The 24,851-nt window shown below is 66.9% G+C and carries 23 protein-coding genes, 1 tRNA gene and 1 pseudogene; 11 read left to right on the top strand and 14 right to left on the bottom strand.

Annotated features, from left to right (window positions below; genetic code table 11):
• Positions 1 to 110: 110 nt before the first annotated feature.
• Positions 111 to 437, top strand: a complete 327-nt coding sequence (locus ACFOSH_RS39145) for a hypothetical protein (RefSeq protein ID WP_378245976.1) — start codon at positions 111 to 113, stop codon at positions 435 to 437.
• A gap of 237 nt (positions 438 to 674) precedes the next feature.
• Here the strand turns inward: ACFOSH_RS39145 and ACFOSH_RS39150 are convergent, their stop codons facing one another.
• The 6 genes from ACFOSH_RS39150 to ACFOSH_RS39175 form a co-directional block, all read right to left on the bottom strand.
• The gene (locus ACFOSH_RS39150; protein ID WP_378245978.1) at positions 675 to 1,238 is read right to left on the bottom strand and encodes a hypothetical protein; all 564 of its coding nucleotides are present in this window, start codon (positions 1,236 to 1,238) and stop codon (positions 675 to 677) included.
• A 69-nt stretch (positions 1,239 to 1,307) separates the two neighbouring features.
• Entirely contained in the window at positions 1,308 to 1,697 is a 390-nt protein-coding gene (locus ACFOSH_RS39155) for a hypothetical protein (protein WP_378245980.1), read from the bottom strand.
• Between the two features lie 1,186 nt (positions 1,698 to 2,883).
• Positions 2,884 to 3,060, bottom strand: coding sequence for a hypothetical protein (locus ACFOSH_RS39160; RefSeq protein ID WP_378245982.1), 177 nt, complete (start codon positions 3,058 to 3,060; stop codon positions 2,884 to 2,886).
• Positions 3,061 to 3,451: 391 nt separating this feature from the next.
• Complete coding sequence (locus ACFOSH_RS39165; protein ID WP_378245984.1) at positions 3,452 to 3,886, bottom strand: hypothetical protein; 435 nt, start codon at positions 3,884 to 3,886, stop codon at positions 3,452 to 3,454.
• Entirely contained in the window at positions 3,883 to 5,409 is a 1,527-nt protein-coding gene (locus ACFOSH_RS39170; RefSeq protein ID WP_378245986.1) for an RHS repeat protein, read from the bottom strand. Before ACFOSH_RS39170 ends, ACFOSH_RS39165 begins: the two co-directional genes overlap by 4 nt.
• Entirely contained in the window at positions 5,410 to 10,086 is a 4,677-nt protein-coding gene (locus ACFOSH_RS39175) for a PA14 domain-containing protein (RefSeq protein ID WP_378245988.1), read from the bottom strand.
• A 320-nt stretch (positions 10,087 to 10,406) separates the two neighbouring features.
• On the opposite strand from ACFOSH_RS39175, the gene ACFOSH_RS39180 reads away from it, so the two are divergent.
• Positions 10,407 to 12,056 carry a DUF2079 domain-containing protein gene (locus ACFOSH_RS39180; RefSeq protein WP_378245990.1) on the top strand — a complete coding sequence of 550 codons (1,650 nt, stop codon included), beginning with the start codon at positions 10,407 to 10,409 and terminating at the stop codon, positions 12,054 to 12,056.
• Positions 12,057 to 12,626: 570 nt separating this feature from the next.
• On the opposite strand, the gene ACFOSH_RS39185 is transcribed toward ACFOSH_RS39180, so the two are convergent.
• Positions 12,627 to 12,700 (bottom strand) — tRNA-Ile (locus tag ACFOSH_RS39185).
• Positions 12,701 to 12,958: 258 nt separating this feature from the next.
• On the opposite strand from ACFOSH_RS39185, the gene ACFOSH_RS39190 reads away from it, so the two are divergent.
• Positions 12,959 to 13,114, top strand: a complete 156-nt coding sequence (locus ACFOSH_RS39190) for a hypothetical protein (protein ID WP_378245992.1) — start codon at positions 12,959 to 12,961, stop codon at positions 13,112 to 13,114.
• Positions 13,115 to 13,137: 23 nt separating this feature from the next.
• On the opposite strand, the gene ACFOSH_RS39195 is transcribed toward ACFOSH_RS39190, so the two are convergent.
• The 3 genes and pseudogenes from ACFOSH_RS39195 to ACFOSH_RS39205 form a co-directional block, all read right to left on the bottom strand.
• Positions 13,138 to 13,632, bottom strand: coding sequence for a hypothetical protein (locus ACFOSH_RS39195; protein ID WP_378245994.1), 495 nt, complete (start codon positions 13,630 to 13,632; stop codon positions 13,138 to 13,140).
• Positions 13,629 to 14,078, bottom strand: coding sequence for a hypothetical protein (locus tag ACFOSH_RS39200; protein ID WP_378245996.1), 450 nt, complete (start codon positions 14,076 to 14,078; stop codon positions 13,629 to 13,631). The genes ACFOSH_RS39195 and ACFOSH_RS39200 overlap by 4 nt, the downstream gene beginning before the upstream one ends.
• Before the next feature lie 121 nt (positions 14,079 to 14,199).
• Positions 14,200 to 14,403: pseudogene (locus tag ACFOSH_RS39205) on the bottom strand (winged helix-turn-helix domain-containing protein); the annotation flags it as partial.
• Positions 14,404 to 14,727: 324 nt separating this feature from the next.
• On the opposite strand from ACFOSH_RS39205, the gene ACFOSH_RS39210 reads away from it, so the two are divergent.
• Positions 14,728 to 15,708 (top strand): hypothetical protein, encoded by a 981-nt coding sequence (locus ACFOSH_RS39210; RefSeq protein ID WP_378245998.1) that lies wholly within the window; start codon positions 14,728 to 14,730, stop codon positions 15,706 to 15,708.
• Here ACFOSH_RS39210 and ACFOSH_RS39215 read toward each other — a convergent pair whose 3' ends face one another.
• Positions 15,709 to 16,527: an NAD(P)H-binding protein gene (locus ACFOSH_RS39215; RefSeq protein WP_378246000.1), complete on the bottom strand. Its 819-nt coding sequence runs from the start codon at positions 16,525 to 16,527 to the stop codon at positions 15,709 to 15,711.
• Between the two features lie 148 nt (positions 16,528 to 16,675).
• On the opposite strand from ACFOSH_RS39215, the gene ACFOSH_RS39220 reads away from it, so the two are divergent.
• Together ACFOSH_RS39220 and ACFOSH_RS39225 are read left to right on the top strand one after the other, a co-directional pair.
• On the top strand, positions 16,676 to 17,821 hold the full coding sequence (locus ACFOSH_RS39220; RefSeq protein WP_378246002.1) for a CaiB/BaiF CoA transferase family protein: 1,146 nt from the start codon (positions 16,676 to 16,678) through the stop codon (positions 17,819 to 17,821).
• Positions 17,822 to 17,879: 58 nt separating this feature from the next.
• Entirely contained in the window at positions 17,880 to 19,061 is a 1,182-nt protein-coding gene (locus ACFOSH_RS39225) for an FAD-dependent monooxygenase (protein WP_378246004.1), read from the top strand.
• A 1-nt stretch (position 19,062) separates the two neighbouring features.
• Here the strand turns inward: ACFOSH_RS39225 and ACFOSH_RS39230 are convergent, their stop codons facing one another.
• Positions 19,063 to 19,536: a MarR family winged helix-turn-helix transcriptional regulator gene (locus tag ACFOSH_RS39230; protein ID WP_378246006.1), complete on the bottom strand. Its 474-nt coding sequence runs from the start codon at positions 19,534 to 19,536 to the stop codon at positions 19,063 to 19,065.
• Between the two features lie 76 nt (positions 19,537 to 19,612).
• Between ACFOSH_RS39230 and ACFOSH_RS39235 the strand changes: the two genes are divergently transcribed.
• The 5 genes from ACFOSH_RS39235 to ACFOSH_RS39255 all read left to right on the top strand — a co-directional run bounded on the left by ACFOSH_RS39235 (position 19,613) and on the right by ACFOSH_RS39255 (position 22,365).
• A complete protein-coding gene (locus ACFOSH_RS39235; protein WP_378246008.1) occupies positions 19,613 to 20,386 on the top strand; it encodes an ABC transporter permease in 774 nt (257 codons plus the stop codon).
• 147 nt (positions 20,387 to 20,533) lie between these two features.
• Positions 20,534 to 21,115, top strand: a complete 582-nt coding sequence (locus tag ACFOSH_RS39240) for an RNA polymerase sigma factor (RefSeq protein WP_378246010.1) — start codon at positions 20,534 to 20,536, stop codon at positions 21,113 to 21,115.
• The gene (locus ACFOSH_RS39245) at positions 21,106 to 21,672 is read left to right on the top strand and encodes an Asp23/Gls24 family envelope stress response protein (RefSeq protein WP_378246012.1); all 567 of its coding nucleotides are present in this window, start codon (positions 21,106 to 21,108) and stop codon (positions 21,670 to 21,672) included. Before ACFOSH_RS39240 ends, ACFOSH_RS39245 begins: the two co-directional genes overlap by 10 nt.
• Positions 21,662 to 22,063: an Asp23/Gls24 family envelope stress response protein gene (locus ACFOSH_RS39250; RefSeq protein WP_378246014.1), complete on the top strand. Its 402-nt coding sequence runs from the start codon at positions 21,662 to 21,664 to the stop codon at positions 22,061 to 22,063. Before ACFOSH_RS39245 ends, ACFOSH_RS39250 begins: the two co-directional genes overlap by 11 nt.
• Positions 22,060 to 22,365 (top strand): hypothetical protein, encoded by a 306-nt coding sequence (locus ACFOSH_RS39255; RefSeq protein WP_184901677.1) that lies wholly within the window; start codon positions 22,060 to 22,062, stop codon positions 22,363 to 22,365. The genes ACFOSH_RS39250 and ACFOSH_RS39255 overlap by 4 nt, the downstream gene beginning before the upstream one ends.
• A gap of 77 nt (positions 22,366 to 22,442) precedes the next feature.
• Here the strand turns inward: ACFOSH_RS39255 and ACFOSH_RS39260 are convergent, their stop codons facing one another.
• Together ACFOSH_RS39260 and ACFOSH_RS39265 are read right to left on the bottom strand one after the other, a co-directional pair.
• Positions 22,443 to 23,114 (bottom strand): fasciclin domain-containing protein, encoded by a 672-nt coding sequence (locus ACFOSH_RS39260; RefSeq protein WP_378246016.1) that lies wholly within the window; start codon positions 23,112 to 23,114, stop codon positions 22,443 to 22,445.
• An 88-nt stretch (positions 23,115 to 23,202) separates the two neighbouring features.
• Positions 23,203 to 24,765 carry a molybdopterin-dependent oxidoreductase gene (locus tag ACFOSH_RS39265; protein ID WP_378246018.1) on the bottom strand — a complete coding sequence of 521 codons (1,563 nt, stop codon included), beginning with the start codon at positions 24,763 to 24,765 and terminating at the stop codon, positions 23,203 to 23,205.
• Positions 24,766 to 24,851 lie beyond the last annotated feature (86 nt).

A 24,851-nucleotide genomic window follows, 5' to 3' on the forward strand; every position in this document is an offset into this window, starting at 1 on the left:
GTCCCGCTCATCAGCGGTCAACACCAACTCGACCTTCGGTCGTCCAGTCCGCGCCATCCACCCAGACTAGACTTAGTCACAGCATTTCCGGCGCAGGACACTAGTTCGTCATGTACCAGGCTGACGGCGGTCACCCACGTCGGGAACGACGCATCATTCCCGATCGCCTGCTGCTGGGCTTGCTCGGCCACCTCCAGGACGAGGGAGTCACACCATCGCAGTTGCGCGCCGATTCCGGCACGAATCGCTGCGGTGTCGATCCGGTGCCGGCGGATCGCGTCGGCCATGCGGACGATGAAGCCGATGTACATGGTCAGGTGCTGGTGGCGGGGTGTCCAAGCTGGCTTGGAACTATCCTGGCGGCTCAGTTTCGGGGAATATCTGAATCATCGGCGATCTGCGGATTTCGTCTGTGCCTTCCTCACCGCGCAGCGTGAGCTCAGGCTCAATGAAGTCCTCGGGAGGATGGTGGTCGTCGGCTCCGTCCATGACCATCATGGGATGGCAGGAAACGGGGTAGAGGCCCAGTTCTCTCAACGGTGGGCCGAAGGGCACCGAGCGGCTCCAGGCTTTCGTGCCACAGCGTCTCGCGGCGTCAGGTTCCCTGCGCGGGGCGGCTTTCTCGCGCAGAGAGCCCCTCGGCTATACGGCCGAGGGGCTCTGCATGTTGCGGGTCACTCCCGGCCGTCGTTGGCACCGGCCTCAGTAACTACATGACCATGCGCTCCGATGATGCGGAGACCGTCGTCGTGCAGAACCAGCTTGGGCGAGCCGCCGTTGACGCCTGCACCTGAGTACCAGATCAACTGCTTCGGCGGATTCACGTGCGAAGTCATGGTGCCGGAGTCTTCGACGTCGATCCGGTTGTTGCCTTCGGTTCGCTCGTCGGAGACAAAGAGACCAGCAGCAGGATCAGCTTCAGGACGACCGGCTGGCCAACCCTTCAGACGGTGCTCCGGCTGCTTGTTTCGAATACAGGGCGGAACGGCTTGCGGTACACCGTTTACCGATATTTCAGTATCTCCGAATTCCCAGCCGTGCACCCACAGGATCGGACGCCCTTCGTAAGAATCGAAGACTACCTCAATATACCCTCCCTGTGGAGTTCTCTCCGCAACCTCGAACGACCCTTCGGGCTGCAAGTCGAAAGCCATCGGACAATGACTAAGACTAACGGTTACAGGATTACTCAGCGCGCTGACCACTTGCACCGAATTAACGATCGACGACTTGCTCACCATCTCAGTGTAGCGCCGGGCTCCTGTGTCGCAAGACGAAGCAGAATCCCTGCACGCCAACCTCGCAAGTCAGAAGGACATGTATTTCTCACACTTGGTGGTCCCCGAGGAGTTGTCCAGCCACGCATGGACTGCCACGTGACTGGCACCGTCGATCACCACCCTCCCGGACCGTGCCCCATCCCGCGCCGATGCGCCGGACTGGAAGAAACTCGACTTTCCGCCAGCTGTCGCCGAGAAGTGAAGAGTTCCAGAGCCGTTGCCTCCGAGCCACTTGGAGAGCCCGACGCCCACTATGCGAAACGCGGCGGTATTCAACCCGGAACTGACGTCGACCAGGTAGATCGTGTCACCACAGTTTGGGCGGCGCGGCGGATCGAAAGCCATCGCCGCAGGGCTTAACGTGAGTGTCAGCGCAAAAGCGAAAAGCAGCGCCGCGCATGAACGAGCAACCTTCATCGCGCTTCTCCCCCTCAGTTATACCCAGACTTTTCAGATTGGATGCAAGTCGCAGCTAACCGGAGGTTGGATGACGTTGACCATAGGCCAGCCGAGTGAACAAAAAAGCATCACCGAAAATGAGTCCTAGACCCTAGATAATTTGCGAAATCCGCATAATTGAGTCCGCTCAGCCGATCCTTCTCAGATGCTTCGAACCAGGACGTGATCCTCGCTTGAGCGGGAACCTCTCCGGGCCGCTAGATCAGTCCCTGATGTTATGCAGGCATGGAGACATCGACAGTTTCCGTCTACCTGGCTGGTCCCCGAAGCAGTCTGGTGAGCCGAGGTGCGGCCTACTCCGTTTCCTTCGGGTGCCGCAGGCTGGCGTTCATCACCCAGACCGTGTGCTTGTCCTCGTCGAGCAGGTACCAGATACGTCCGCCGCCGGTGACCTCGATCTGCCACTGCGGCAGAACCCGGCCGCCGGCGGTGCCGGTGGCCAGGCTGCCTTTGAGCTGGTGATGACGCTTGTCGGGGTCCCTGCCGGGGCCTCAGGCGCATGACGTCCCAGGCGCCGCGGGTGTTGCCCGTCGCCTTGTTAGTCAGCTCCTGCCAGCCGGTGACCGCGTCGCTGGTGCCGAACCGGATGCGCCATTCACCCGCGACGGCAGGCGGGGGCACATCGTCGTTGCGCTTCGGGCTCATGCCACCTCGGGGGCGGGCACCGGGCCGAGGTTAACGAGGTGGTCGGGTTCGTTCGAGCACAGTACCTCCAGGGCGCACTCACCAGGGACAGTTGCAACACGGTCGGAGTCGGCGTGACGTCGGACATCCCGAAACTTTCTCTTTTTCAATGCCCCACAGTGGTGTGCAATGAAGAACATGCGAATCGGCAGCGGCCGGCCCGAGACATTTTGGCGAACCTCTGCTACCTCGTGAACAGTAATTCGCCGGAAGGGACTTGGAACTTGGTGCTCAACCGCAATCCGGGCAACAGGGCCGTCGGATTCGTCCGCGCAAAATACCTCAAAGGTTCATTGACCGCGCAACCCTGCTAACGTTTCACCCAGGGCTAGGTGCACGTTTAGGAATATCGGACCTTTATGGCCTTCCGCGGAACTGCCGTTGCCGCCGTCGTCACGGTGGCAACGACAGCCGTCGCGGCCACCGCCGAGCCGGTACGCTTTGCCGACATTCACAAGAGCTAACCCCTGTAAATCTCGGGGTGGCCGATAACTATCGCGTCCTGGTAGGCCTGCTCAATCTCGGCTCCGCGACCGGACTGCTCCTCCAACCAACCCGCGAACGCGGAGAGCGCCTTGGGATCGCCCGCGACGACGGCATCCCGGTAGGCCTGCTCGATCTGCCCTTCGCGGGCCACCCGATCGAGGATTCCAATCAGATACGAAGCCGACCTAACTGAACAAGATTCGCCGGCATGATCCTCAAACAACCAGGTCAATTGGTGTCGTCCCGCGCAGGCGGGGTTGGTCCGTCGTGGGTCGGAACCGGGTTTCCTGTCAGCGGTCGTCCCAGCGCAAGCAGGATTGATCCCGACGACGCCACAGTCGGACTAACGACTTCATCGTCGACAGCCGCACTTCGTTGGACCGCGACTTCTCGACGAAATCGGCGTTCGACTGCCCGGCACTCCGCCGGATGTGGCGCGCGCCTTGTCACATCGAGACGACGTCCGCGCGGCGTGCTACCGGACCAACGCGACAGAGTGAGGACCGGTTCCTTCCGGTCCTCACTCTGTCTTCAGCTTCGGTTTAGGCGTATCCCCGCACTTTCTCCCTGCGTGGCCGGAAAAGTAGACCCACGACGCCTGGGTTCCCCGGAAGCGACCATTGGCCACCGGACCATTCGACTGCCGCTGGACGCCAGCCGAGCAAGGTCTTCCTGAAGACCAGCGCAAGCTGCCCATCGACCAGCGCTCGTGTGAACGACGCGAACTCCTCGACGTCGTCCGGCGAAGCCTCGTCCAATTCGAATGGGTCGAAGTCGTCGAGGAACAGTTCCCCGGTGCTTCCGGCCATGCGCAGTTGCAGGCGCGGCGCACCCGAGACAGTCGGCTCGAGTCGGACTATTGTCTCGGCATCGTCATGGTCGACGGTAAGGGAGACCGCCCCGCTCTCGATCAGCTCCCGGTAAGCGGTTCTGAGCGCTCCCACGAACCGGTCGGCCGTTGGCTGCGAGTAGCTCATCGTCCTCCCTTGACCATGTGGTAGTGGAAGTGAACGTTGATCCGTTTGCCACGCCATCGCACATAGCGCCCGCGGAATCCAAGGTACGAACGCTTCGATCCCACACGCAGCGCCAGGCTGTGGTTACCCTTCTTCGCGCTACCCTTCCATGTCCAACCGAGTCTGAGCTTGTCGTTCCGGTTGAAGATACCGATCTTGTGCCTGCCGAACAACTTGCTGGACGCGCCGAAAATTTTCGACTTCTGCACGATCTTCCCGACAGCGGCGACGTAGCGAGCCGCACCGAAAGTGACCGCGCTTGCCGCATACATCGCCGCCTTACCCCAGTTGCCCTGGACCGCGTTGCCCACCGCGGCGATTCCGCTGGCGACCGTCCCGATCGGCCCTGGAATCCAGGCCGCGTACTCGGCGACCGTGGTGACGACATTGACCGCGGCCTTGAGCCAACCCCACATCTTGCCATCGAGGTCGGTGGCGTTGATCGGGTCGCCCGCGACGTAGTCGTAGTCGTTGGCCGAGCCGCCTTCCACGGGGTCGACGGACAGGAACCGGCCGAGCAGGGGGCTGTAGGGCCGGGCTCCCATCTGGACGATCGACAACGCACCAGTGTGCTCGTAGGCGCGCTGGTGCTCGCCGAGCCAGCCGTAGTCCATCGCGCCAGGCGAGTTGTCCGGCACGTTCTGGGTGTCGACCGCGCCGGTCGCGGTCAACGGCTGACCGTAGGGATCGAAGGTGCGGAGATCGCCGGTCTGGTGACCGGCTGCGTCGGTGGTCAACACCAGATCGCCGCGAATCGACGGGTGATCGAAGGACGGTGTGAACGCGCCATCCGAGCCGACCTTGGCCGAATAGAGCACGCCACCGGGTAGCGACAGCGTGAACGACGTCAATCGATCGTCGGCGCCGAGCGTCAGGTCTGCGGCATCCTCGCCGTTGGTGTAGCCATAGCGCACGGCGGTGTTGTTGTCACAGTCACGAGGGTCCCGGCGCACGATGCGATTTACCGCATCTCGCGTGTACGCGATATTCGCGTTGGCCGCGGCGTTGGGACCGCTTGTCGCGACGCCGATGTTCCGGTCGGACCCGTCCCAAGTCAGCGTCGTGGTTGCGCCGCTTCCATCCTTCCAGCCGGTCGTATTGCCGTTGGCGTCGTATGAGAACTCGGATAGCGCGCTCGCACCTTCGGTCGCGAGGATGCGGTCAGCCGCGTCGTAGCAGTAGCGGGTCTCAGCAGTGCCGGCCGTTGTCTCGTCCAGCAGGCGCATCCTGTTGGTGTTGAGGCCGGCGTTGCCCTGGGTAGCGGCCGGACATGTCGCCGACGCCGTCGACGTGTAGTCATAGGTGTAGTGATGTCCGGTGACAAAGGCCTCGGTCAGCCGTCCGACAGCGTCGTAAACATAGTTCGCCGCGTTGGGCCTGGCGTCGATGCCACCGAGCGACTCGTCGACGATGGTTCCGGCCGCGGTCCGCTCGACTTGCGACATCACTGACTTGCCGTCACTCGTCTTCCAGCCGAGAGCCAACTACCGGGCACCGTTGTCCTTCGCGATCGATGACAGCGAAGTGCCGTTGCCATAGCTGACCGTGGCGAGTTCACCGGCGGTGTCGTAGGTGATCGATGCCAGCATGACATCGTCGAGCTTTTGGGTGAGGACCTTGCCCGTGTCGTCGTAGGTGACGGACATCGTGCGCGGTGCATCGGCTTTGTTCGGAGGATTCACCGTGGACGTGACGGCGCGACCGACGAGGTCATAGGACGTAGCGGTGCGTACGCCGTTCGCGTCGGTGTACGCGACGCCCCGGTCGAGGAGGTCGACCGTGGTCGAGATCGTGCCCTTGTCGTCGGAGATCGACGAGGTAAGCGGATCGCCGCCTACCGCGTAGTCGTGAATGACAGTTCGTGCGGGCGCGTCCTTGCTGGCGGGAATCTGCTCCTGCAGCGGCCGGTCGCGGTTGTCGTAGGTAGTGCAGGTCCACGCATCGCCGGTCGACTCCGCGACGACCCGACCTGATGCGTCGTATACGCGCTCCTCCACCCTCGCACGGCCGGCGGCTGGCGCGGAGGCGAGAGAGCGCTTCGGCATGCCGCCCTGGTTGATCGCGACGCTGCCCGGCGCGCACGGGTTCACCCGGGTTTCGGTGTCCCCGTAATACTCGTAAGTGGTCTTCGCGCCGCTCGCCATGGTTTTGGCGGTCTTGCGGAGATAGCCGGAACCCGGTGCTTCGTAACTGACCGAGCCGCCGACCTTGAGACCGGACGGGTTTGCCGAACCGGACGTGGCCAGGCCGTATGCCGGATCGATTCCGGCGTCGCCGAACGTCGTGGTGGCGACCTTGTCGGCCACTCCGGATGATTCCGACGCCGTGCTGGAAGTCTTCAGACCGTAGCGGGGGCGCAGTTGAGTTCCGGGCACGGGCTGCTGAGCACCTGAAGGCGTCGTCCAGTGCAGCTCGAGTTGGGCGGTCAGGTCGAATTCGTAGTAGTCGACGCGGATGCGCTTGGCCTGCCCCGGTGTGTCGCTGCGCACCACCGCTTGGCGCCATTTCGGCGTCGTGTTGATCCAATCGTCGATCGCGATCTGGTCGTCTACCCACACGCGGACACCGTCGTCGGCGAGCACTCGCAAGGTGTAATCCCCTGCGGCGGGAAAGACGATGTCCCCAGTAGCACGTAGAGAGAAGTGGTCCGCAGGCACACCGGCCGTCGGGGCAGCGCTGTTCCAGTTCTTGACGAAAGCGCCGTCCGTGGCGCCTAACCCGGTGGTGTGCACCTTCGGGGTGCCCGAGAGCTGGTCGTTCTCGTACCAGCTGACAGCGAGACCGTTGATCCCTTCGTCGTAGCCGTCGTGCCCGTGGGCCATGCCACCAGGGCAGTCCGACTTCGGTTGCAGTCCGGAGAAGCACGATGTCGGAGCGGGACCGTAGGAATCGACAGGGCGGTCGGCGTAGTCGTAACCGGTCGTCGTCTTGCGGCCCGCCGGGTCCGTCGTCGACAGCGCCAGGTCCTTGGGCGACCATTCCTGTGTCGTGGTCTTGCCCGTGGCGTCGGTCGTGGACGTGGTCCGATCGGCATCGTCGTAAGTGACCTTCGAGAAGTAACCGGTCACGGGCGAAAGCCCGGCGACGTCCACGAAGGTCTGTCGGTTGGCTGAGTCGTACCGGTACGAGCGTGCCGGTCGTGGCTGACCAAGCGCCGGAACTGACGCGGTGAACCCGGTGACCTTCGGCTTCGTGGCAGTGTCGTAGGTGATCTGGTTGGTCAGGTCGGCTTCGCCGCTCTTCCTGTTCGCCGAGTCCGCGGCGATCCAGTCGTTCGCGAGACTGCCGCGCAATCCGGTGAGGAGCCCCGCCGCGTTGTAGGCATAGTCGGTGATCTCGGAACCAGGGTCCTCGATCCGACCCAGATTGCCTCCGACATACCAAAGACGGGTTTCGGTTCCGTCCCAGTAGCTGATTCGACACAGCATCTGCGACGGCGGAAGAGCCTGTGCGCCCGAAGGCGGGGTGACACCGCCATAGCAGTCATCGCCGGGACGGTTGTAGTGCAAGACGTGCGACCGGCCGGAGACCGGGTCCTTGATCTCCCGCAACCGGGACGGCGCGCCGTCATAAACGTATTGAAGCGCCGCAGGCTTGCGCGAATCCGTTGTAGTGGATTGGCTTTCGAGCTTGCCGTCCGAGCGGAAAACGAAGACATCGCCATTGTCGGTCAGGGTGACCTTGCCCGCCGAATCCAAGGCGAGCACGCCATCTTCGTTGTCCGGCGCCTTGTATCCGCCGGTGCTCTTCTTGGTCCAGGTGTGCTTCGCGGCGCTGGCATCGGTCAGAACGATGGTCTGGTCGGTGACCTTCGCTTCGATGTAGCTCGTTCCGTCACCGTCCAAGTCAGCCGAAAGCGTCCAGCCCTGCGGCAATACCGGCAGATCGCTGGTGCTGAACCACTCGGCGGGAACGATCTGCGGCGCGACCGTGGTGTTGTCGGTGGTCCGCACGAACAGGCGCATCTTGGCCGCGCCAGTGGCCTCGGCGTTCTCGACCTTGATCGGGACACGCTGGCCCGCGGTGAGGGAAACGCCGGTGGACTGAGTCCAGTTCACATCGCTCGGGACGCCGACGTCGTAGACCTTCGCGCCGTTGATCCAGATGACAGCGCCGTCGTCGTGCACTCCGGCGAACTGGTAAGTGCCGGCGACCGGAGCCTGGAAGAACCCTTCCCAGCGAGCGACGAACCAGTCCGGAGACAAGGCGGGCGCGAAGGGCGACTCGACTCCCCAGTCGACATTGACCTGTGGCTCGGTACGCACCAGTGCCGGTTGCTGCGCGTCACTGATCAAACCGTTGTGCGACAGGTCGGCGAAATAGGAGGCTTTCAGCCCCTTGCTGTCACGCTGCTGCGAGTTGTAGGTGAGGTTCAGGCCGGCGTTACCACCGACGGTGGTGAACGTGGGACTCGCCTGCGATGTCGTCACGTTTCCGTTGGCGAGGTTGACCGTGACAGGTCCGGCGTCGGCCGTCGGCGACGGGCCGTGGTCACCGATGCGCTGGTCGACCTTGAGGTGACCGATCCATGTCGGTGTGATCGTGGTTCCGCCGCTGGCGGTCATCGCCTGCCAGGTGTAGGCGACGCCGTCCTGCAGAATCCCCGCCGGAACGGTCCAGGTCGGCGTCGGGAGGCAGCCGGACTCGACCACGACACCGGACTTGGCGTCGGCGCCGGTCGCGATCCGGAAGCAGTACTTAACCGCGTCGCCGTCCGGGTCGGTCACCGGCTTCACCGACAAAGTCGGCGTGAGCGACGTTGACACGGTGCCATCTGCCGGTGCGACGAGCGTGGTCGCCGGGGCCGGGGAGCCGGTGTCGACGGTCAGGGTGGCGTTGAGGTTCTTGTAGGTCCAGGTCCCGGCGTTCTCGGCGCCGATCAGCATGAAGAAGACCGAGCCGTCGCGGGCGTTCACGCGGTCGCGGATGAAGCCGGTCAGCCCCTCGCCGACGAAGCTGCCGACGTCACCGACGAGCGCGCTGGTCATGTAGCCGCCGACGCCGTTGAAGTTGAAGGCGGACGCGTGGTGGAGGTTCGCGTTCCAGGTCTTCAGGGATCCGACGACGCTGGTGTTGCGGGTCAGGTCCATGCGGGCGCCGACGACGGTCTTGCCGAACAGCGGCGTGTAGTCCACGTTGAAGACGCTGCGGTTGTAGGTGTCGCCCTTGGCCTGGCTGTTGCCGATCCGCAGGCCACAGGCGTCACAGTTCGTGCCATCGGACCGGTACGAATGGGACTCCTTCACCCCATAGGTGAAGGTCGGGTCCACATAGACCGGGAAGACGCGCTTGGGGTCGCGCAGCCAGTTCGCGTCGACGGCGACGGTGAGCCACCAGTCCGCTCCGGCCTGCTCGAGGGAGTAGGTGCCGCCGGTCATCGCGGGCGCAGTCTCGCCGTTGCCCGTGGAGTCCCAGGTCTCGATCGGCGGCATCACGATCTTCGCCACACCCGCCTGGCCGGAAAGGACGACGGTGCCGTTCTCCAGCTTCGGCGTCAGGCCACCGGTGTTGAGCTTGAACTTCCACGACGAACGGCCATCGGCGGGCAGGCGCTTGAGCTTGATGGTCTCTTTGACCGCGCCCGGCGTGACCTCGTACTCCAGGTCCGTCCCGGCCGCGACCTCCGCATACGTGACGGAGTCACCCTTCACCGCGGCGGTCGAGCCCGCGGCCTTGTCCATCGCGAGGCTCGCGGTGTGCCCACCGGACTCGACCTGCAGCACGGCGCTGTCGTCGGCCTTCGTCGCCAGCGACGGGCTCAGCGGATGCTGATCCGCCTCGGCGCGCTTCGTCGCGGGATCGGTCGACAGAGTGGTCTGGACCGGCTGCCAGTTCCCGGACGCGTCCTGCACGTTCAGCGGCTGGTTCGACTGCCGCACCGACCGGGTTCCATCAGGGTTCTCGTACTCGGTGACGAACGTCGACCGCGACACCGGCTTCGACCGCTGCGGATCGAAATGACTACCAGCGCCATTGTCGAGCCGGGTACTGGCGCCGAAATCCGCTGCGGACGGTAACTGTGGCGTGACCGTGGCAGCGGGTTCGGACGGCAGGACGCCGACGTCCCGTGGGTCGATCCGCTCGGCGGCCGCTGCTCGAGGCGGCGCCGAGACCCCTTCGGTGCCCCCGATCACCAGTACGGCGATCAGTACGAAGACCAAAGCTCTGATCCACCGGGTCCTTACGACCTCACGGCGCAACAAGAATACGAAACCGCCCCTCCATCACGACAGCGAACGCCGTCGACGCAACCCCTCGGTCTGTCGGGGACCGGGGGTGATCGAGGGAATGACCCGCCCGACCGAGCCGTTTGATCGTCGAGACCACACACGGTCGTTACATCACCACCTGAGGTGAACCTCACCCTTGCCAGGCAGCGTCGGATCCCGTAAAGACACTGGTCAGCACACATTCGGAGCCGAATCAGGCAAAACGCCCGACTATCCGGATTGCGCGCCTACCTCACCCCGGCAGGAGATTCGTGAACCACTACGCCCTCGCTCGCCCCACTGACGGGGACCAGCTCCCTGGCCCCACGCAGCACCCCCTGTGGCGGCGGCCCGGTCAGGTCGCATTGTGGCTTTTCGCCGTCCTCCCGTTCGGGCTGGCGCTGTTCACAGCCGTACGGGCTCCGAAAATGCACGTGCTGCTCGATTACTGGCATGTCCTGGCGAAAATCACCGACGACAACGGTGATCTGCTCGGGCAGGTGTTCACCTATCACCTCGATCAGCCCTTCGTCCTGCCATCGCTGGTGTTCTGGGCCGACGCGGCGTGGTTCGGCGGGGACAACCGGATCCTGACCATACTCACGGTGCTGCTCGTGGCCGGGATCGTGGCCTGCCTGTACTCGATGCTCCCGGATTCCCTCTCCACCACGAAGAAATCCGTTCTCCTGGCGGGCTTCTCGTGGTTGCTGTTCAGCTCCCACGCGGCGGAACTGTGGCTGCAGGGCACCAACGGGATCAGCTGGATCCCCGCGGTCTTCTTCTGCGTGCTCGCGATCGCGTGCGCACATCGTGGCCTGAGCTGGGCCGCAGTTGCCGCCGCGGCGCTGGGCTGCCTCAGTTTCGGCGCGGCACTGCCAATCTGGTTCGTCCTGGCCTTGATCGCCTGGCTTCGCAAGGACTCCCGTCCGCGTGTCCTGATTCCCGGCGCGATCGGAATTCTCGTTGTCGTGACATGGTTTCTGACCAAGCCCTCCGAGCAACATTCCCTGGCCACGTCGGCGTTCGACCCCGACGGCAGGCTGTCCGTCCTCGCCGCGGCGCTCGGTGGGCTATGGTCGGCCGACGTCGCCGTCGTCGCGGTGATCGCCGGCGGGCTCACGATCGCCGCACTGGTTTACTTTGTCCGCGAAACAAGTCCTCGAGTCTCAGGTTGGATCGCGCTCGCCACCTACTCCCTCCTGCTCGCGAGCATGCTGGCGCTGGGCCGTACGACCGATCAGGCACCCGGCGGCAACGTCGGACTCATCAGCCGATACGTCATCATCGGCGCGCTCGCCACCAGTGCCCTGCTCGCGTTGGTGGTCATCAACCGTCCACAATGGCCTCTACGCCACCTGATCGTCGCCACCATGACCGTCGCACTCCTCACCCATGCCATCGGCGGTGCCAAGGCCGATCGCGTCCGGCACGACTACGGTCCCTTGAACCTCGCGGCCATCGCCCTGCGCGTCGACGCCCCCACCGTCCTCGACGCCCTCCACATCCAGCGCGCAGCCGCAGCCGCCGCCCGATCGCTCGGCGCGTATCCGTTCAACGACACCTTCACCCTCGGCTGCGGCGGCCCCGAACTCGGCAGCCACCTGCCCACACCGGCCCCCCTCCCCCATGGCACGGAACCCGGTGACACACACGGCGAAATCGGCACCGCACTGACCGGAGACACCCTCCTCAGCGGCTGGGCCACCATCGGCGGCACACGCGCCGACTGCGTCCTCGTCGTCGACCAGAACGACATCGTCATCGGCGGCGGCCTCATCGGCTTGCCGGGTTCGGTCACCAAGACGACGACCCCGGCGCCGGAAGGCATGGCTTGGCAAGCCGTCGCACCCGCAGGTGCGACGATCGGCGGAGTGGTCGCCGTCAAGACCGGTTCGCTCTACCGGCTGCAACCACAGAAATGAGGGCAGACAGGCGACCGCAGGAACTATCCTGTCGGAAGAACTCAAGACCTTCCAGAAGAAGGTGTACGACCACGGCATCCTGCAGACACCGGGTCGTTCGAAGCCAAAGCGGACCACGAGTACACCTGACGCCCCGAACGGATCGAACTCGCCAAACATCAATGCGGCGCCGGGCTCAGGACTCCCGTCGGGTACACCACGCTCTACCTCAAGTTCACCGTCTGACATGACCGCATCGGCTCCAGGGTGCGCAGTGCGAGGGGAAGACCGCGGACGTCACTGGCCTTCTGCTCGAGAACACGGATCACGCCCAGCCGACCTGCGACCACGCCCAGCTTGTCCAGCTGTGGAAGCAAAGAACTCCGGACCTGCTGAAATCCCCACCACAGCGATTGTGACAAGAAAGCAGAAAGGCTGCTACGCCACCAACCGGCTCCGCAGAGCACTCCTCCACCTATAAGCACACCGGAGCAAACGGAGACATAACGGAGCCCAGTCACGATCAACGCCGAGACGAAATTGCCGCCGAAGCACCACCATTCCCGCAGGTCGGCAGGGATGTTGATGTTGTGGGCCGGGTCGGGCTCGAACCGACGGCCAAGGGATTATGAGTCCCCTGCTCTAACCAACTGAGCTACCGGCCCCAACGGTGTCCTGACACCTCCGCGGGAGCCGTCCCAGCCCGAACAGCGGGTTTGCGAACGCACAGAAGTCCCAGTTCGCTCCAAGTTATCACAGCGCTCACCTGCCACGATCGCCTAGGCCAAACAGTTGGTTTCCGGCACGGAACAAAGCACGCTCGTCTAGGTTTCAAGGACCAATGCCGAGCGGATCGCCGCCCGGGACACGCTGACCATCGGGACTGGGCCGGAACGTCACGCCCACCGGGCAGGGAGGCGCTCGTGGCGAGTTCGATCGCCATCGGGCTCGGTCTCGTGGTCGCCGTCGGCACCGCGTTGTCACTGAGGGCGAGCGTCCGGGTACTGCGGCGGGCCGGCGCCCGTATCGACACGATCCTCTCCGAGGAACTGGACGACCGGCCGCCGCCGTACCCCTAGTGCTTACGGTCCTGTTTGGACGGTCAGCTACCCGCACCCGAGCCGCCACCCGGAGGGGTTTCCGACGTCGGTGGATAGGTCGGGCTGGTGGGCATCGTCGGCGTGGGGGTTGGCGATGTCGTCTTCGTTGGTGTCGGCGTCGTCGGCGGCGAAACCTGCCCGCCATAGGCCGCGTAGCTGAACCAGATCGCCCCGCCCGCCTTCGGCGTGGTCTGGTTGAACATCGCCCGCACCTGGAACGTGGTCGCCGTATACGAACCCTGCACCGTGTTCAGCATGTAGGCGTTGAACTGCCCCGGCGTGTTCGCCGACACGACCACCACCGCCGGGACCGCGCCCAGTGCGTGCGGCACGGTGCACATCCCGGCACCGTCGGTCACGCACGACGTCTCCGCGGCCTGCGCGCTCGGCGCGGGCGACGGGCCGACGGCGCCGGAAGTCCCGGCGAACACCGTGCCCCCGGCCGCGGCGACGGCCAGCCCCGCCACGGCGAGCGCTGCCTTCTCCCTGGTCCTCATGGCGTCCTCCCTCGGTTCGGGCCGGCCGGCCCGACAGCAAGGGTCGGCCGCCGCGTCGCGATCGTTACGCCACGCCGAGCCGCCGCAGCGCCGGTCGCCGGCCCCATCGCCACCAGGCCCGCGCAGTACTTGCTCACCGACTGTTCCCGGAAGCCGACTTCACCTCCAGCAAGCACCAAGTCACCCCCGGCGGCGAAGCTCCGCGAACCCGAACGCCGTCCGCGGCGCCGCCGATCTTGCCGGTGCGCCCGATCCGGCGTGTCGAAATAGGTCGGCGAGTAGCCGAACACCCGCTGCCCGTCGATCTCCAGGCAACACGACGAAAGTGCCTCGGCGACAGTCAGGAAATCGCCGAGTGACAGTAGATACTGGCGGTCCGTCCGGCTCATCAGCCCGCTCGTGGCGACGACTTCGGCCAGCGAAAGCGAAGGGAGCCCTTTCGCCACCGCCACGACGGTGGCCGTTCCGCACCCGCTCACCGGTGTCCGACCGGAACCGGACGTCGACGACGGCGACCTCGCGGGCATAGTCCACTTCGGACACACTGTGCCGCACGACCGTTCCGCCGAGCCGGTAGCCCATCCCCCGCACGGTTTCGATCCGCCTCGCGCCGATCTTCCCGCGCAGGTAACGGATGTAGACGTCCGCCACGTTCGAGCCGGGATCGAAGTCGAAGCCCCAGACCCCGCCGAGCAACTGCTCGCGGGACAGCACCTGGCCGCGGTTGCGCAGCAGGGTCTCCAGTAGCGCGAACTCGCGGGCGGTGAGGTCCTTCTCATCCGCCTCACCGTGGTCGTGAGTGGCAAGTGTCGTTCTAACGGCACTTGCCACTCACGACCACCCCGACCCACGCGTCACCGCCGCCCTGGTCGCCTCAAGTACATGAAGGGGGCCTTCGCGCGGCGCCGCCGTGACTCCTGATGCGTCCGGGACGAACGTGGCGATCCGCAGGTCCGTGAAGGCCTCCTTCACTACCTTCAGGGTAGGCAAGGAGGCCTTCACGGACCTGCCACTGCCCACACGACCGACCCCGTCTCGCGAGCCGCCCCTTGGCACGGATGCCGTAAAGTTCCCTTTGAATCCAAGGGGGAATCAGTGCGTCTTCGTTCTGTGTTCTGTGCTGCCGTGATCCTGCTCGTCGCCGGATGCGGAAGCACGCAGAAAACCGGTCAAGTGACCACGCCGAGCACGGCCGCATCAAGCACAGCGCCATCAAGCACAGCGGCGGCCGCGGCCCCCACCGGCGACGAACAGGCCATCCCGCGCACCCGGATCTCCCTGCTGGTTCCGAAGGGCATGCGGGTGGAGCCGAGCCTGCCCGGCCTCGGCCGGTCGAACTCCGGCACCTCCGTCGTGGTCGTGGAGCAGGCCATGGACGGCAAGCCCGTCCAAGAGGCGTTGAACCAGGCCGCGGCCGGTTTGACCAGCGAGCGGGCCAAGCAGCAGGGGATCGAGCTGGAAGAGCCCGTCGAGCTGCGGATCGCCGGGTTCCCGGCGTTCCTGACCAGCGGCACCCAGCGGGTCGCGGCGGGCACCTTCGGCAAGGTCAACGCGATGATCGCGGCGGACGACACGCTGGTGATCATCACCGGCACCCTCCAGCCGGGGGAATCCCTGACCATCGACGACTTCAAGAAGGTCATCTCCGGCGCCCGCTGGAGCGCCGAGGCCGCACCGGGAAGCATCGGTTTCGACCTGACCGCGGCGGAGGGCTACCAGCGAAAGGAATCCACCGCCGCGATCACCTACAACCGCGGTGAGCAAGGCGGCCCCAAGCTCCTCGCTGCGCCGTCGATGGGTCAGGTCCGGCTGCCCGAGGACAAGCGCGCCTACGCGGTCGACAGGTTCGCGAAGACGCCGTCGACACCCTCCGCCGACACCGTGACCGAAGTGACTCTCGCCGGGCTGTCCGGCTTCGAGATGCTCGGCCGTGACAGCAAGGGCAGGACCGCGTACGCCGTCATGGTGTTCACCGAAACCGGCTACATCCTCATCATGGGCGACTTCGAGCCTGCCAAGCACGGCGACCAGCTTCCCGCTTTCAAGGAGATGGCCCACTCCCTGGTGCTCAAGTAGTCACTTGAAAGCGGCCGCGTTCCTGGCCGCCCATTCGGCGAAGGTCCGCCCCGGTCGGCCGAGCAGCCGCTCGACGTCGGGGCTGACCTGCTGTTCGTCCTCCGTCGGCGAGCCGAGGATGGCGAGCGTGGCCTCGACGACGACCGGCGGCATGAACGCCGACATCGCCGCCCGCGCCTCGTCTTCGCTCAGTTCGGTGAAGCGCACCGGCTCGCCCAGCACGTCGCCGAGATCCGCCGCCTGCCGCCGGGGCGAGATCGGTTCGGGTCCGGTCAGCACGTAGGTCCGGCCGTGGTGGCCGGATTCCCGCAGGACGGCCGCCGCGACGTCGGCGATGTCCGCCGGGTCGATGACGGGCAGCGCGACGTCGCCGAACGGCGCGGCGACGACGCGGTCGGCCTGGATCGCCGGTGCCCACTGGAAGGCGTTCGACGCGAAGCCTCCCGGCCGCAGCACTGTCCACTCCGGACTCGACGCCTTGACGGCCTCCTCGAACGCCGGCGCGTGCCGTCCGCTCCCGACGCCCTGGGAGGACAGCAGCACGATCCTCGCTTCCCCCGCCGCCGCGACGACTTCCGCGACGTCCCCGCCCGCCGCCAGGAATTCCCCTGACGTCAAAAGGAAAACCCGGTCCGCGCCGTCGAAGACCTGCTTCAGTCCGTCGGCCTGGGCGAGGTCGGTCCGCATGGTCCGCACGCCGTCGGGCACGTCCTCCGCCGAGATCCGGCGCGATACCGCCGTCACCTCTTCCCCTGCGGCGGCAAGGGTTTCCACCAGCCGTCGTCCTACGTTCCCGGTCGCTCCGGTCACCACGATCATGGTCGCTCCTCGGTTCGTGTCTCGTTGACGCGACCGAAGCTACCTTCCTGGAGATAGTAGGTACCTAGAGGAAAGTAATGGGAAAACCGGCTTTTCGTGAGCGCGATCACAACTTCGAAGTCGCGAAAGGCCGCCTAGGGTCGGGCCCATGCCCGAAACCGCACTCGGTCCGCTTCGCGTCCTCGACTTCTCGCGGGTGCTCGCCGGCCCGTTCGCCACGATGCTGCTGGCCGACCTCGGCGCGACGGTGGTCAAGGTCGAGCGGCCGGGCACCGGTGACGACACCCGCAGCTGGGGACCGCCCTACGACGCGACCGGTCAGGCGACGTACTTCCAGTCGGTGAACCGGAACAAGACGAGTGTGGCGCTGGACCTCGGCGATCCGGACGACCTCGCCCGGGCCCGCGCGCTCGCGCGGGAGGCCGACGTCGTGGTCGAGAACTTCCGGCCCGGCGTGATGGACCGCCTCGGTCTCGGCCCGGAGGTCCTGCTGGCGGCGAATCCCGGCCTGGTCTATTGCTCGGTCACGGGTTTCGGCTCGGGCGGCGGCGCCGCGCTGCCCGGTTACGACCTGCTCATCCAGGCCGTCGGCGGGCTGATGAGCATCACCGGCGACCCCGCGGGCGAGCCGCAGAAGGTCGGCGTCGCGCTCGTCGACGTCCTGGCGGGGCTGTTCGCGAGCGTCGGCATCCTCGCCGCGCTTCGTCACCGCGACCGGACCGGGCAGGGGCAGCGCGTCGAGATCGACCTGCTGTCCAGTCTGCTCGCCGCGCTGGTCAACCAGGGCAGCGCGTACACCTCGGGCGGCGCGGTCCCGGCGCGGATGGGCAACCGGCACCCCAGCATCGCCCCGTACGAACTCGTCCCCTGCGCCGATCACGAACTCGCGCTCGCCGTCGGCAACGACCGGCAGTTCGCGGCGTTGTGCGAGGTCATCGGCCTGCCGGGGCTCGCGGGCGAACCCCGGTTCGCGACCAATCCGGCGCGGGTCGAGCATCGTGCCGAACTCCGCGCCCTGCTCGAAGACCACTTCTGCCGTCGTCCGGCCGCCGAGTGGGCGGCGGACCTGAGCGCGGCCGGGGTGCCCGCCGGGGAGGTCAACGACGTCGCGGGCGCGTTCGCCCTGGCGGAGCGGCTCGGCCTGAACCCGACGGTCGATCTCCCCCGGCCCGACGGCACCTCCGTGCGGCTCACCCGCAACCCGATCGGCCTGTCGGCGACGCCGCCGCGCTACGAGACCGCGCCGCCGGACGACCCCGGGCAGCTCACCCTCCCGTTGCCCGGCTGGAGCTGACGGACGGCCGTCAGCGGACGGTCAGTGCTTCGTCAACGCCGGCCGCGAAGCTTCTGCCATGACGAACAGGACAGTCCTCATCTCCGGCGCCAGCATCGCCGGACCCGCCCTCGCCTTCTGGCTCTCCCGCCAGGGTTACGCGGTCACCGTCGTCGAGCGGACGCCGGAGCCGCGCACCGGTGGCCAGGCGGTCGACTTCAAGGGCGCCACCCACCGCGCCGTGCTGGAGCGGATGGGCATCCTCGACGAGATCCACCGGCACCAGACCGGCGGGACGGACCAGACCTTCATCGACTCCGAAGGGCGGCCGCTGGCCGTCATGCCCGGCGAGTTCACCGGCGGCGACGTCGAGATCCGGCGCGGTGACCTGGCCCGGATCCTGTACGACCGGACAGCTCAAGAGTGCGAGTACGTCTTCGGCGATTCCATCGCTTCGCTGACCGAGACGGCCGACGGCGTCGACGTCACCTTCGAGCGCGGCGCCCCGCGGCGGTTCGACCTCGTCTTCGGCGCGGACGGCATCCACTCCACCGTGCGACGGCTGGCGTTCGGCCCGGAGGCCGACTACGTGAAGCACCTCGGCCACTACTACGCCCTGGTCGAGATCGACGAGAGCAGCGACTTCGGCGACACCGCGGTGCTGTACAACGAGCCCGGCCGCCTGGCCGCCACCGGCGGGCCCAAGGCGCCCGCGTTCTTCGTGTTCGCCTCCCCCGAACTCAGCTACGACCGGTATGACACGGAGCAGCAGAAGGAGATCCTGGCCGCCGCGTACGCCGGCGGTGGCTGGCGGGTGCCCGAACTGCTGGAGGCGGTGAAGCGCTCGGACGACGTCTACCTGGACTCGATCAGCCGCGTCGCGATGGACGGTTACTCCACCGGCCGTGTCGCGCTCCTCGGTGACGCGGCGTACGGCAACACCCTGGGCGGCTTCGGCACCGGGCTCGCCGTCGTGGCCGCGTATGTCATCGCGGGCGAACTCGCCGCGGCGAACGGCGACCACGAACTGGCCTTCCGCCGCTACGACGAGAAGTTCCGCGGCTACGCCAAGATCGCCCGCAGCGCCAACGCGGGTCCGTTCCTCGCGCCGCCGACGAAGCTGCGGATCAAGCTGCGCGACCAGATGTTCCGGCGGCCGCTCGTGCTGCGCTGGATGCTGTGGGTGACCGACAAGTTCGCCACCGACATCACCCTGGACGACTACCCCGCGCTCGCCCGTCAGAGCCTGAAGCAGGGGTGATTCACAAGGGCGGCGCGGCGCCCGATCCGCGCTCGTCTCCGGCGTTGTGCCCGGCGACCTGGAGCAGTAGCCCCGCCGCCACCCGCACGATCTCCTGTTCCGCCGGGGTCAGCGCTTCGTCCATGGCCCGGGCCAGCCACCGGTTGCCGTCGCGCACATGGCCGCGCAAAGCCGCGTGACCGGCTTCGGTGAGCACGATCCGCTGAGCCCGTCTGTCGTGCTCGTCGGGACGCCGCGCGACGCGGCCTTCGGCTTCGAGCGCGTTGAGCACCCTGGTCAGGGACTGCGGCTGCAGTCCTTCGATCGCGGCGAGCGCGCTGACGGTCAAGGGACCGCTGTGCCGCAGGTTCGCCAGGACCGACGCGGCAAGCCTGCCCAGGCTCCGGTCTTCGCCGGGTTGTTCGGCACGGAGGCGGGACGACAACCGCGAAACGGCCCAGCGCACCGATTCCGCGGCCTGCGTTGCATCACTCACGATACAACGCTAGCACTTGTCATTCCGACCGCGAGACGACGTCTTTCACTGAAATAATTAAGCGTAAGCTTCGCATATGACAGTAAGTCCGTGGCGAGTGTTCTGGGGCCTGCTGGAGCACGACCTGCTCATCACGCGGAAGCAGCTCGGCGGGGTGCTGGCACAGGTCCTCATGCAGCCCCTGCTGATGCTGCTGGTGTTCGGGAAGGTCCTCGGCGAACTCGGCTACACCCCGCCCGGCTACGCGCGGGTGCTCCTGCCCGGGCTCGTCGCGCTGAACGCGTTCTTCGCCGCCGCGCAGAACGCGTCCTTCCCGCTGGCCGTGGAGTTCGCCACCCGCACCATCGAGAACCGGCTGCGGGCACCGGTGCCGCTCGCCTGGATCGTCGTCGAACGGATCTTCGCGGCGGCGTCGCGCGGTCTACTGACCGCCGTCCTCATGGTCCCGTTAGGCGCGCTCGTGCTCGGCGACCTGTCCTGGCGGGCCGCGGGCCTCCCGGCGGCGTTCGGGTACACCGTGCTCGGCGCGCTGGCGGGCGGCGCGGTGGGGACGACCATCGGCTCGCTCGTCGCCCCTGCCCGGATCGGGATCACCTTCTCGCTGGTGATGCCCCCGTTGCTGTTCACCGGTTCCGCCCAGTTCCCCTTCCCCGAGCTCGGCGCCGTCCCCTGGTTCCGGGCGCTGTGCGCGCTGAACCCGATGACTTACGTCAGCGAAGGCCTGCGCGGGGCGCTGACCCCGCAGGTCGCCCATCTCCCCGCCTGGCTCTGCGTAACCGGATTGGCCGTCGCGCTCCTCGTCTTCACCCCTGCGAGTCTCCGGGCGTTCCGCCGCCGGGCGATCACCTGACTTCGGGGTGCGCGATCCGCCGCGCCGTGGTCGGCTGGTTCCGGTTTGCCGCGTGACGTTTCCGGGGAAGCCGTGTCCTAGAGGGAGCCACCGGATATCAGGGGCGGAAGGGAGCTTCGGCATGGCGGCACTGCACAGGTGCGCTCGATGACGACGTCGGCGAGAGAAGACGCGCCGGCCGCCGGCGAGACGGTCCTGGACGACGCGACACTGGTGGCACGCGCCCGCGACGGCGAGATCCGCGCGTACGAGCAGCTCGTCCTGCGGTTCCAGGGTCCGATGTACCGGCTGGCGCTGCGGATGCTGGGGAACAAGGGCGACGCCGAGGACGTCGTCCAGGAGGTGTTCCTCGGTGCGTGGCGGCGGCTCGACCAGTTGCAGGAGGACGCGGCGTTCGTCGGCTGGCTCTACCGGACGACGACCAACCGGTGTCTCAACGTGATCCGCGCCAGGAAACCGGTGGCCGACGTCGAACTCGACCAGCAGGAGTCCGCGGGTTCGGCCGGGCGGCCGGATCGCGCGGCCGAGACGAGCGCGCAGATGACGGCGCTCACCGGGGCGCTGGAGGAGCTGACCGCCGAGCAACGGGCCTGCTGGCTGTTGCGCGAGGTCCACGGCCGCTCCTACGACGAGATCGCGCTGGCGATCGGGGCGACCACCACCGCGGTGCGCGGACGCATCGCGCGAGCACGAGCACAGTTGGCGGAGGTGATGGCGCCATGGCGATGAACCACGCGACTCAGGACTACCTACTGCCGTGCGGCCGTGATGTGGAACAGGTCTGGGAACGGCTCGACGAGGTCGACGCCGGCCGGGCGGACACGCATGAACTCGACTGCCCGCACTGCCGGGCGGCCCGCGAGAGCCTCCGGGTACTGCGCGGACTGACCACGGAGCTGGCCGACGACGACGCCGAGCCGTCGCCGGATCTCGCGGGCCGGATCATGTCCGCGGTCCGCGCCGAGGTGCGGCGCCGGGACTTGGTGCCGCTGCCCAGCCCGGAGCCGGGAGAGGTGCGGGTCAGCGATCAGGCTGTCGCGGCGGTGCTGAGGTTCGCCGCGGATTCCGTCGACGGCGTCCGCGCGCGGCACTGCCGTGTCCTCCGTTCGCCGGACATCACCGACTCGCTGGGCGTGGACGTGGAACTGAGCATCGCGATCGCCCATGATTTCGACGGTGAGTCGCTGGACGTGGTCCGGAAGCGGGTCACGGCGGCGGCGGGTGCGAGGGTCGGCCTCCACCTGTCCCGGCTCGACCTGATGGTGGAGGACATCTATGACGCGTGAGCAGGCCCCGGCCAGACAGCTGGCCGAAACGGTGATCTCCCCGCCGGTGATCGCGGCGGTCGCCGCGCATGCCGCGGCGAAGGTCCCCGGCGTGGTGCGCCTGGAACCCGGGCTGCGCGGGCTGGCGGGTTCACTGACCCGGATCGCGCGGCAGCGGATCAAAGGCCTCGACCCGGCGCCGACCGAAGGGGTGCGCGCGTTCGTCGAGCACGATCCGCCGGACGTCCGCGTGGAGATCGACCTGTCGGTCTCCGGGCTGGACCAGGCCGCCGCGACAGCCCAAGCGGTCCAGCGAGCCGTCAGCCGGGCGGTCACCGAGGCGACCGGGCTCACCCCCTCGGCCGTCTCGGTGACCATTCTGGACATCGAAATCCGTGGAGGACTGTTGTGACCGCACGTTCCGAACTGACCGCGTCACTGTTGAGCACGCTTCGCGACGTGCCGGGGCTGCGCGCGGCGACACCGTCCACCACGGCCGCCGCCTCGGCGGTGCCGTGGGATCTCGACGTGATGGCCGTCGACATCAGCGAGCACGTCGTCGAGATCCGCGTCGTCGCGCTGGAAGTGCCGATCCCGCCGCTGACGGAGGTCGCCGGCGCCGCACTGCGCGCCGTGCTGACCGGAACCCCTTGGGAGAACGCGAGCCTGCGGCTCGTGGTGACCGATGTGGACGCCGCCGCGCTCGTTCCCTGAGACACTCGTTCCCTGAGACACGAGTATCGCGGTGGCCACACCCGAGGGTGTGGCCACCGCGATACCGGTGTGGGGACCTAGTTCTTGTTGGTGCCCGGGGTCATCACCTTGTCGATGACGAAGACGGTGGCGTTCTTGGTGGGGATGTTGCCGCACAGGATCTTCGCGCCGTTGACGGTCATGTTGTCGCCGGAGCCCTCGATCTTGAGCGGGCCGCCCGCGGTGTTCAGGCTCTCCAGCGACTTGGCCGCCTCCAGACCCTTGGCGTCGTAGCGCTTGCCGACGACGTGGTACTGCAGGATCGGGGCCAGCTCGGCCGGCTTGCCCGCCAGCTCGTTGAACTTCGCGTCACCCAGCGCGGCGAAGGCCGGGTCCGCCGGGGCGAACACGGTGATGGCCTGCTGGCTGTTGAGCGTGTCCACCAGGTCGGTGGCCTTCACCGCGGCGACCAGCTTGGTCAGCAGCGGGTTGGTCGAGGCGGCGCTGGCGACCGGCTGCGGGCCCATCGAGTCCAGCGAACCGGGCGCACTGCCCTGCGGCAGCTGCGAACAGGCCGGGCCGAACACGTCGGCGTTGGTGGTGACGCCATCACCGGAGGCGGCGCTGGACATCGGGGCGGACATCGAGCTCGAAGGCGCCGGCGCGCTGCTGGAGCTGCCCGACGAAGCGGTGTCGTTGCTGCTGCAGGCGGTCAGGGCCAGTGCGGCGACCGCGGTGAAACCGATTCCTGCGACGCGAAGCTTGCTCACGGAAAATCACTCCATTTGTTTTTCGGACTCTTACCGGGTATTCGGAACCACGACGGAATCGGATTGCCACTCTTTCGGGTGACGCCGATCACCGCGCGGTGAAACTGATGACGTGCCAGCCCGTCGCACCGTCCGGAACGGTTCCGGCGCGGGCGTCGGTCTGGGTGTAACCGGATTTGTCCACGGCCCGGACGGTGACCTGATGACTGCCCGCCGGGACGTCGAATTCGGTCCACCACATCCGCCAGGTGTTGAGGCCCACCTCACGGGAAAGCATTGCGGGCTGCCAGTTCCCGCCCGCGCCGAGCCGGACTTCGACTCGCTCGACACCGGTGCGCTGCGCCCACGCGACACCCGAAATCCGGACCTTGCCCGCGGGTACCGTTTCGAATCCTTTCGGGCTGTCGATCCTGGACTGCGTTTTGATCGGGGCCTGTTCACCCCAGCCGCGATCGAGCCAGTACGCACGGCGCGCTTTCCAGGTGGTGATCTCCAGGTCTTTGACCCATTTCGTCGCCGAAACATAGCCGTAGAGACCGGGGATCACCATTCGAGCGGGAAAACCGTGCTCGACCGGCAGGGGTTCCCCGTTCATCCCGATCGCGAGCATCGCGCCTCGCTCCGGGTCGAGCGCGGCGACGACCGGACTGCCCGCGGTCCAGCCGTCGACGCTGGTGGAGAAGATCTGCTCGGCACCGGGCAGGACCTCGGCCTCCCGCAACAGCTCACCGAGGTCCACCCCGATGAAGTTCGCCGTGGACACGTAGGTCCCGCCGACCTCGTTGGACACGCACGTCATGGTGATCGTGCGCTCGATCAGCGGGCGGTTGCGGATGTCGTCGTAGGTGAACCGTTTTTCGTTGCGCACCATGCCGTGCAGCTTCAGACTCCAGTCCTCGGCCCGGACCTGCGGTACCGACAACGCGGTGTCGACGCGGTAGAAGTCGCGGTTCGAGGTGAGGAACGTCGGCGTGCCCAGCTTGGCGAAATCCGCGTCGGCAGGGATCGGCGGCGCCGGTTCGGCGGGGACGAGCCGGCCGATGGCCGTCCGGGAAGACTCCGCGTCTCGCGTGCCGGAGAGAAGCTGCCCTCCGACACCGGCCGCACCCGCCGCCACGACCGCACCGGCCCCGGCCAGCAGCACCGACCTGCGCGATGGAGCCGCGTCGGTCGTCTCCTCGACTGCTTGCGATCTGGCCGTGGCCAGGCGGTGCAGCCAGACGAAGACGCCGACCCCGGCGATCAGGCTGGCCAGCGGCGCCAGCAACGCGACCATGGTGAGGTCGGGGCGCTGCGAGACGGCGAACCCGCCCAGCAGCCCGAACGCGGCGATCAGCACGATCCCCGGAACGGGTGACCGGCGCGACGCGATCCCCGCCGCCGCGGCGGCGAGCACCATCACCACCGCCATCCCGCCGAGCAGCACGAGCTTGTCGTAGACACCGAACGTCCGGACCGCGAAATCCTTCAGCTCCACCGGCGTCAGATCGATCGCCCCGTTGCCGACCGCCAGGTACGGCGAGGCGTTGGCGCTGATGAACCCGGCCACCAGGTGTCCGGCCGCCAGTGCCGCGGCGAGGGCCACCACACCGATCAGCGCCGCCCCGAAGAAGGGGAGGCGTGGTTCCCGATCGGCCCGCGAAGTCTTCATGCCAGGTATTCGCGGCCACGCCGTCAGCGGACTGGTTTCCTTTTCCTGCAAGGAAAATCGCCGATTCCGACAGAGGCCTTCGCCTG

Origin of the sequence: Amycolatopsis speibonae, assembly GCF_042647925.1 — a bacterium.
In the GTDB taxonomy this organism is placed as follows: domain Bacteria; phylum Actinomycetota; class Actinomycetes; order Mycobacteriales; family Pseudonocardiaceae; genus Amycolatopsis; species Amycolatopsis speibonae.

Excerpts from the sequence above, each read along its gene's own strand:
- ACFOSH_RS39240 (WP_378246010.1), top strand. The coding sequence starts at position 20,534 with ATGACGACGTCGGCGAGAGAAGACGCGCCGGCCGCCGGCGAGACGGTC.
- ACFOSH_RS39220 (WP_378246002.1), top strand. The coding sequence starts at position 16,676 with ATGCCCGAAACCGCACTCGGTCCGCTTCGCGTCCTCGACTTCTCGCGG.
- ACFOSH_RS39250 (WP_378246014.1), top strand. The coding sequence starts at position 21,662 with ATGACGCGTGAGCAGGCCCCGGCCAGACAGCTGGCCGAAACGGTGATC.
- ACFOSH_RS39165 (WP_378245984.1), bottom strand. The coding sequence starts at position 3,886 with ATGAGCTACTCGCAGCCAACGGCCGACCGGTTCGTGGGAGCGCTCAGA.
- ACFOSH_RS39225 (WP_378246004.1), top strand. The coding sequence starts at position 17,880 with ATGACGAACAGGACAGTCCTCATCTCCGGCGCCAGCATCGCCGGACCC.
- ACFOSH_RS39145 (WP_378245976.1), top strand. The coding sequence starts at position 111 with ATGTACCAGGCTGACGGCGGTCACCCACGTCGGGAACGACGCATCATT.
- ACFOSH_RS39195 (WP_378245994.1), bottom strand. The coding sequence starts at position 13,632 with ATGAGGACCAGGGAGAAGGCAGCGCTCGCCGTGGCGGGGCTGGCCGTC.
- ACFOSH_RS39235 (WP_378246008.1), top strand. The coding sequence starts at position 19,613 with ATGACAGTAAGTCCGTGGCGAGTGTTCTGGGGCCTGCTGGAGCACGAC.
- ACFOSH_RS39215 (WP_378246000.1), bottom strand. The coding sequence starts at position 16,527 with ATGATCGTGGTGACCGGAGCGACCGGGAACGTAGGACGACGGCTGGTG.
- ACFOSH_RS39155 (WP_378245980.1), bottom strand. The coding sequence starts at position 1,697 with ATGAAGGTTGCTCGTTCATGCGCGGCGCTGCTTTTCGCTTTTGCGCTG.
- ACFOSH_RS39265 (WP_378246018.1), bottom strand. The coding sequence starts at position 24,765 with ATGAAGACTTCGCGGGCCGATCGGGAACCACGCCTCCCCTTCTTCGGG.
- ACFOSH_RS39245 (WP_378246012.1), top strand. The coding sequence starts at position 21,106 with ATGGCGATGAACCACGCGACTCAGGACTACCTACTGCCGTGCGGCCGT.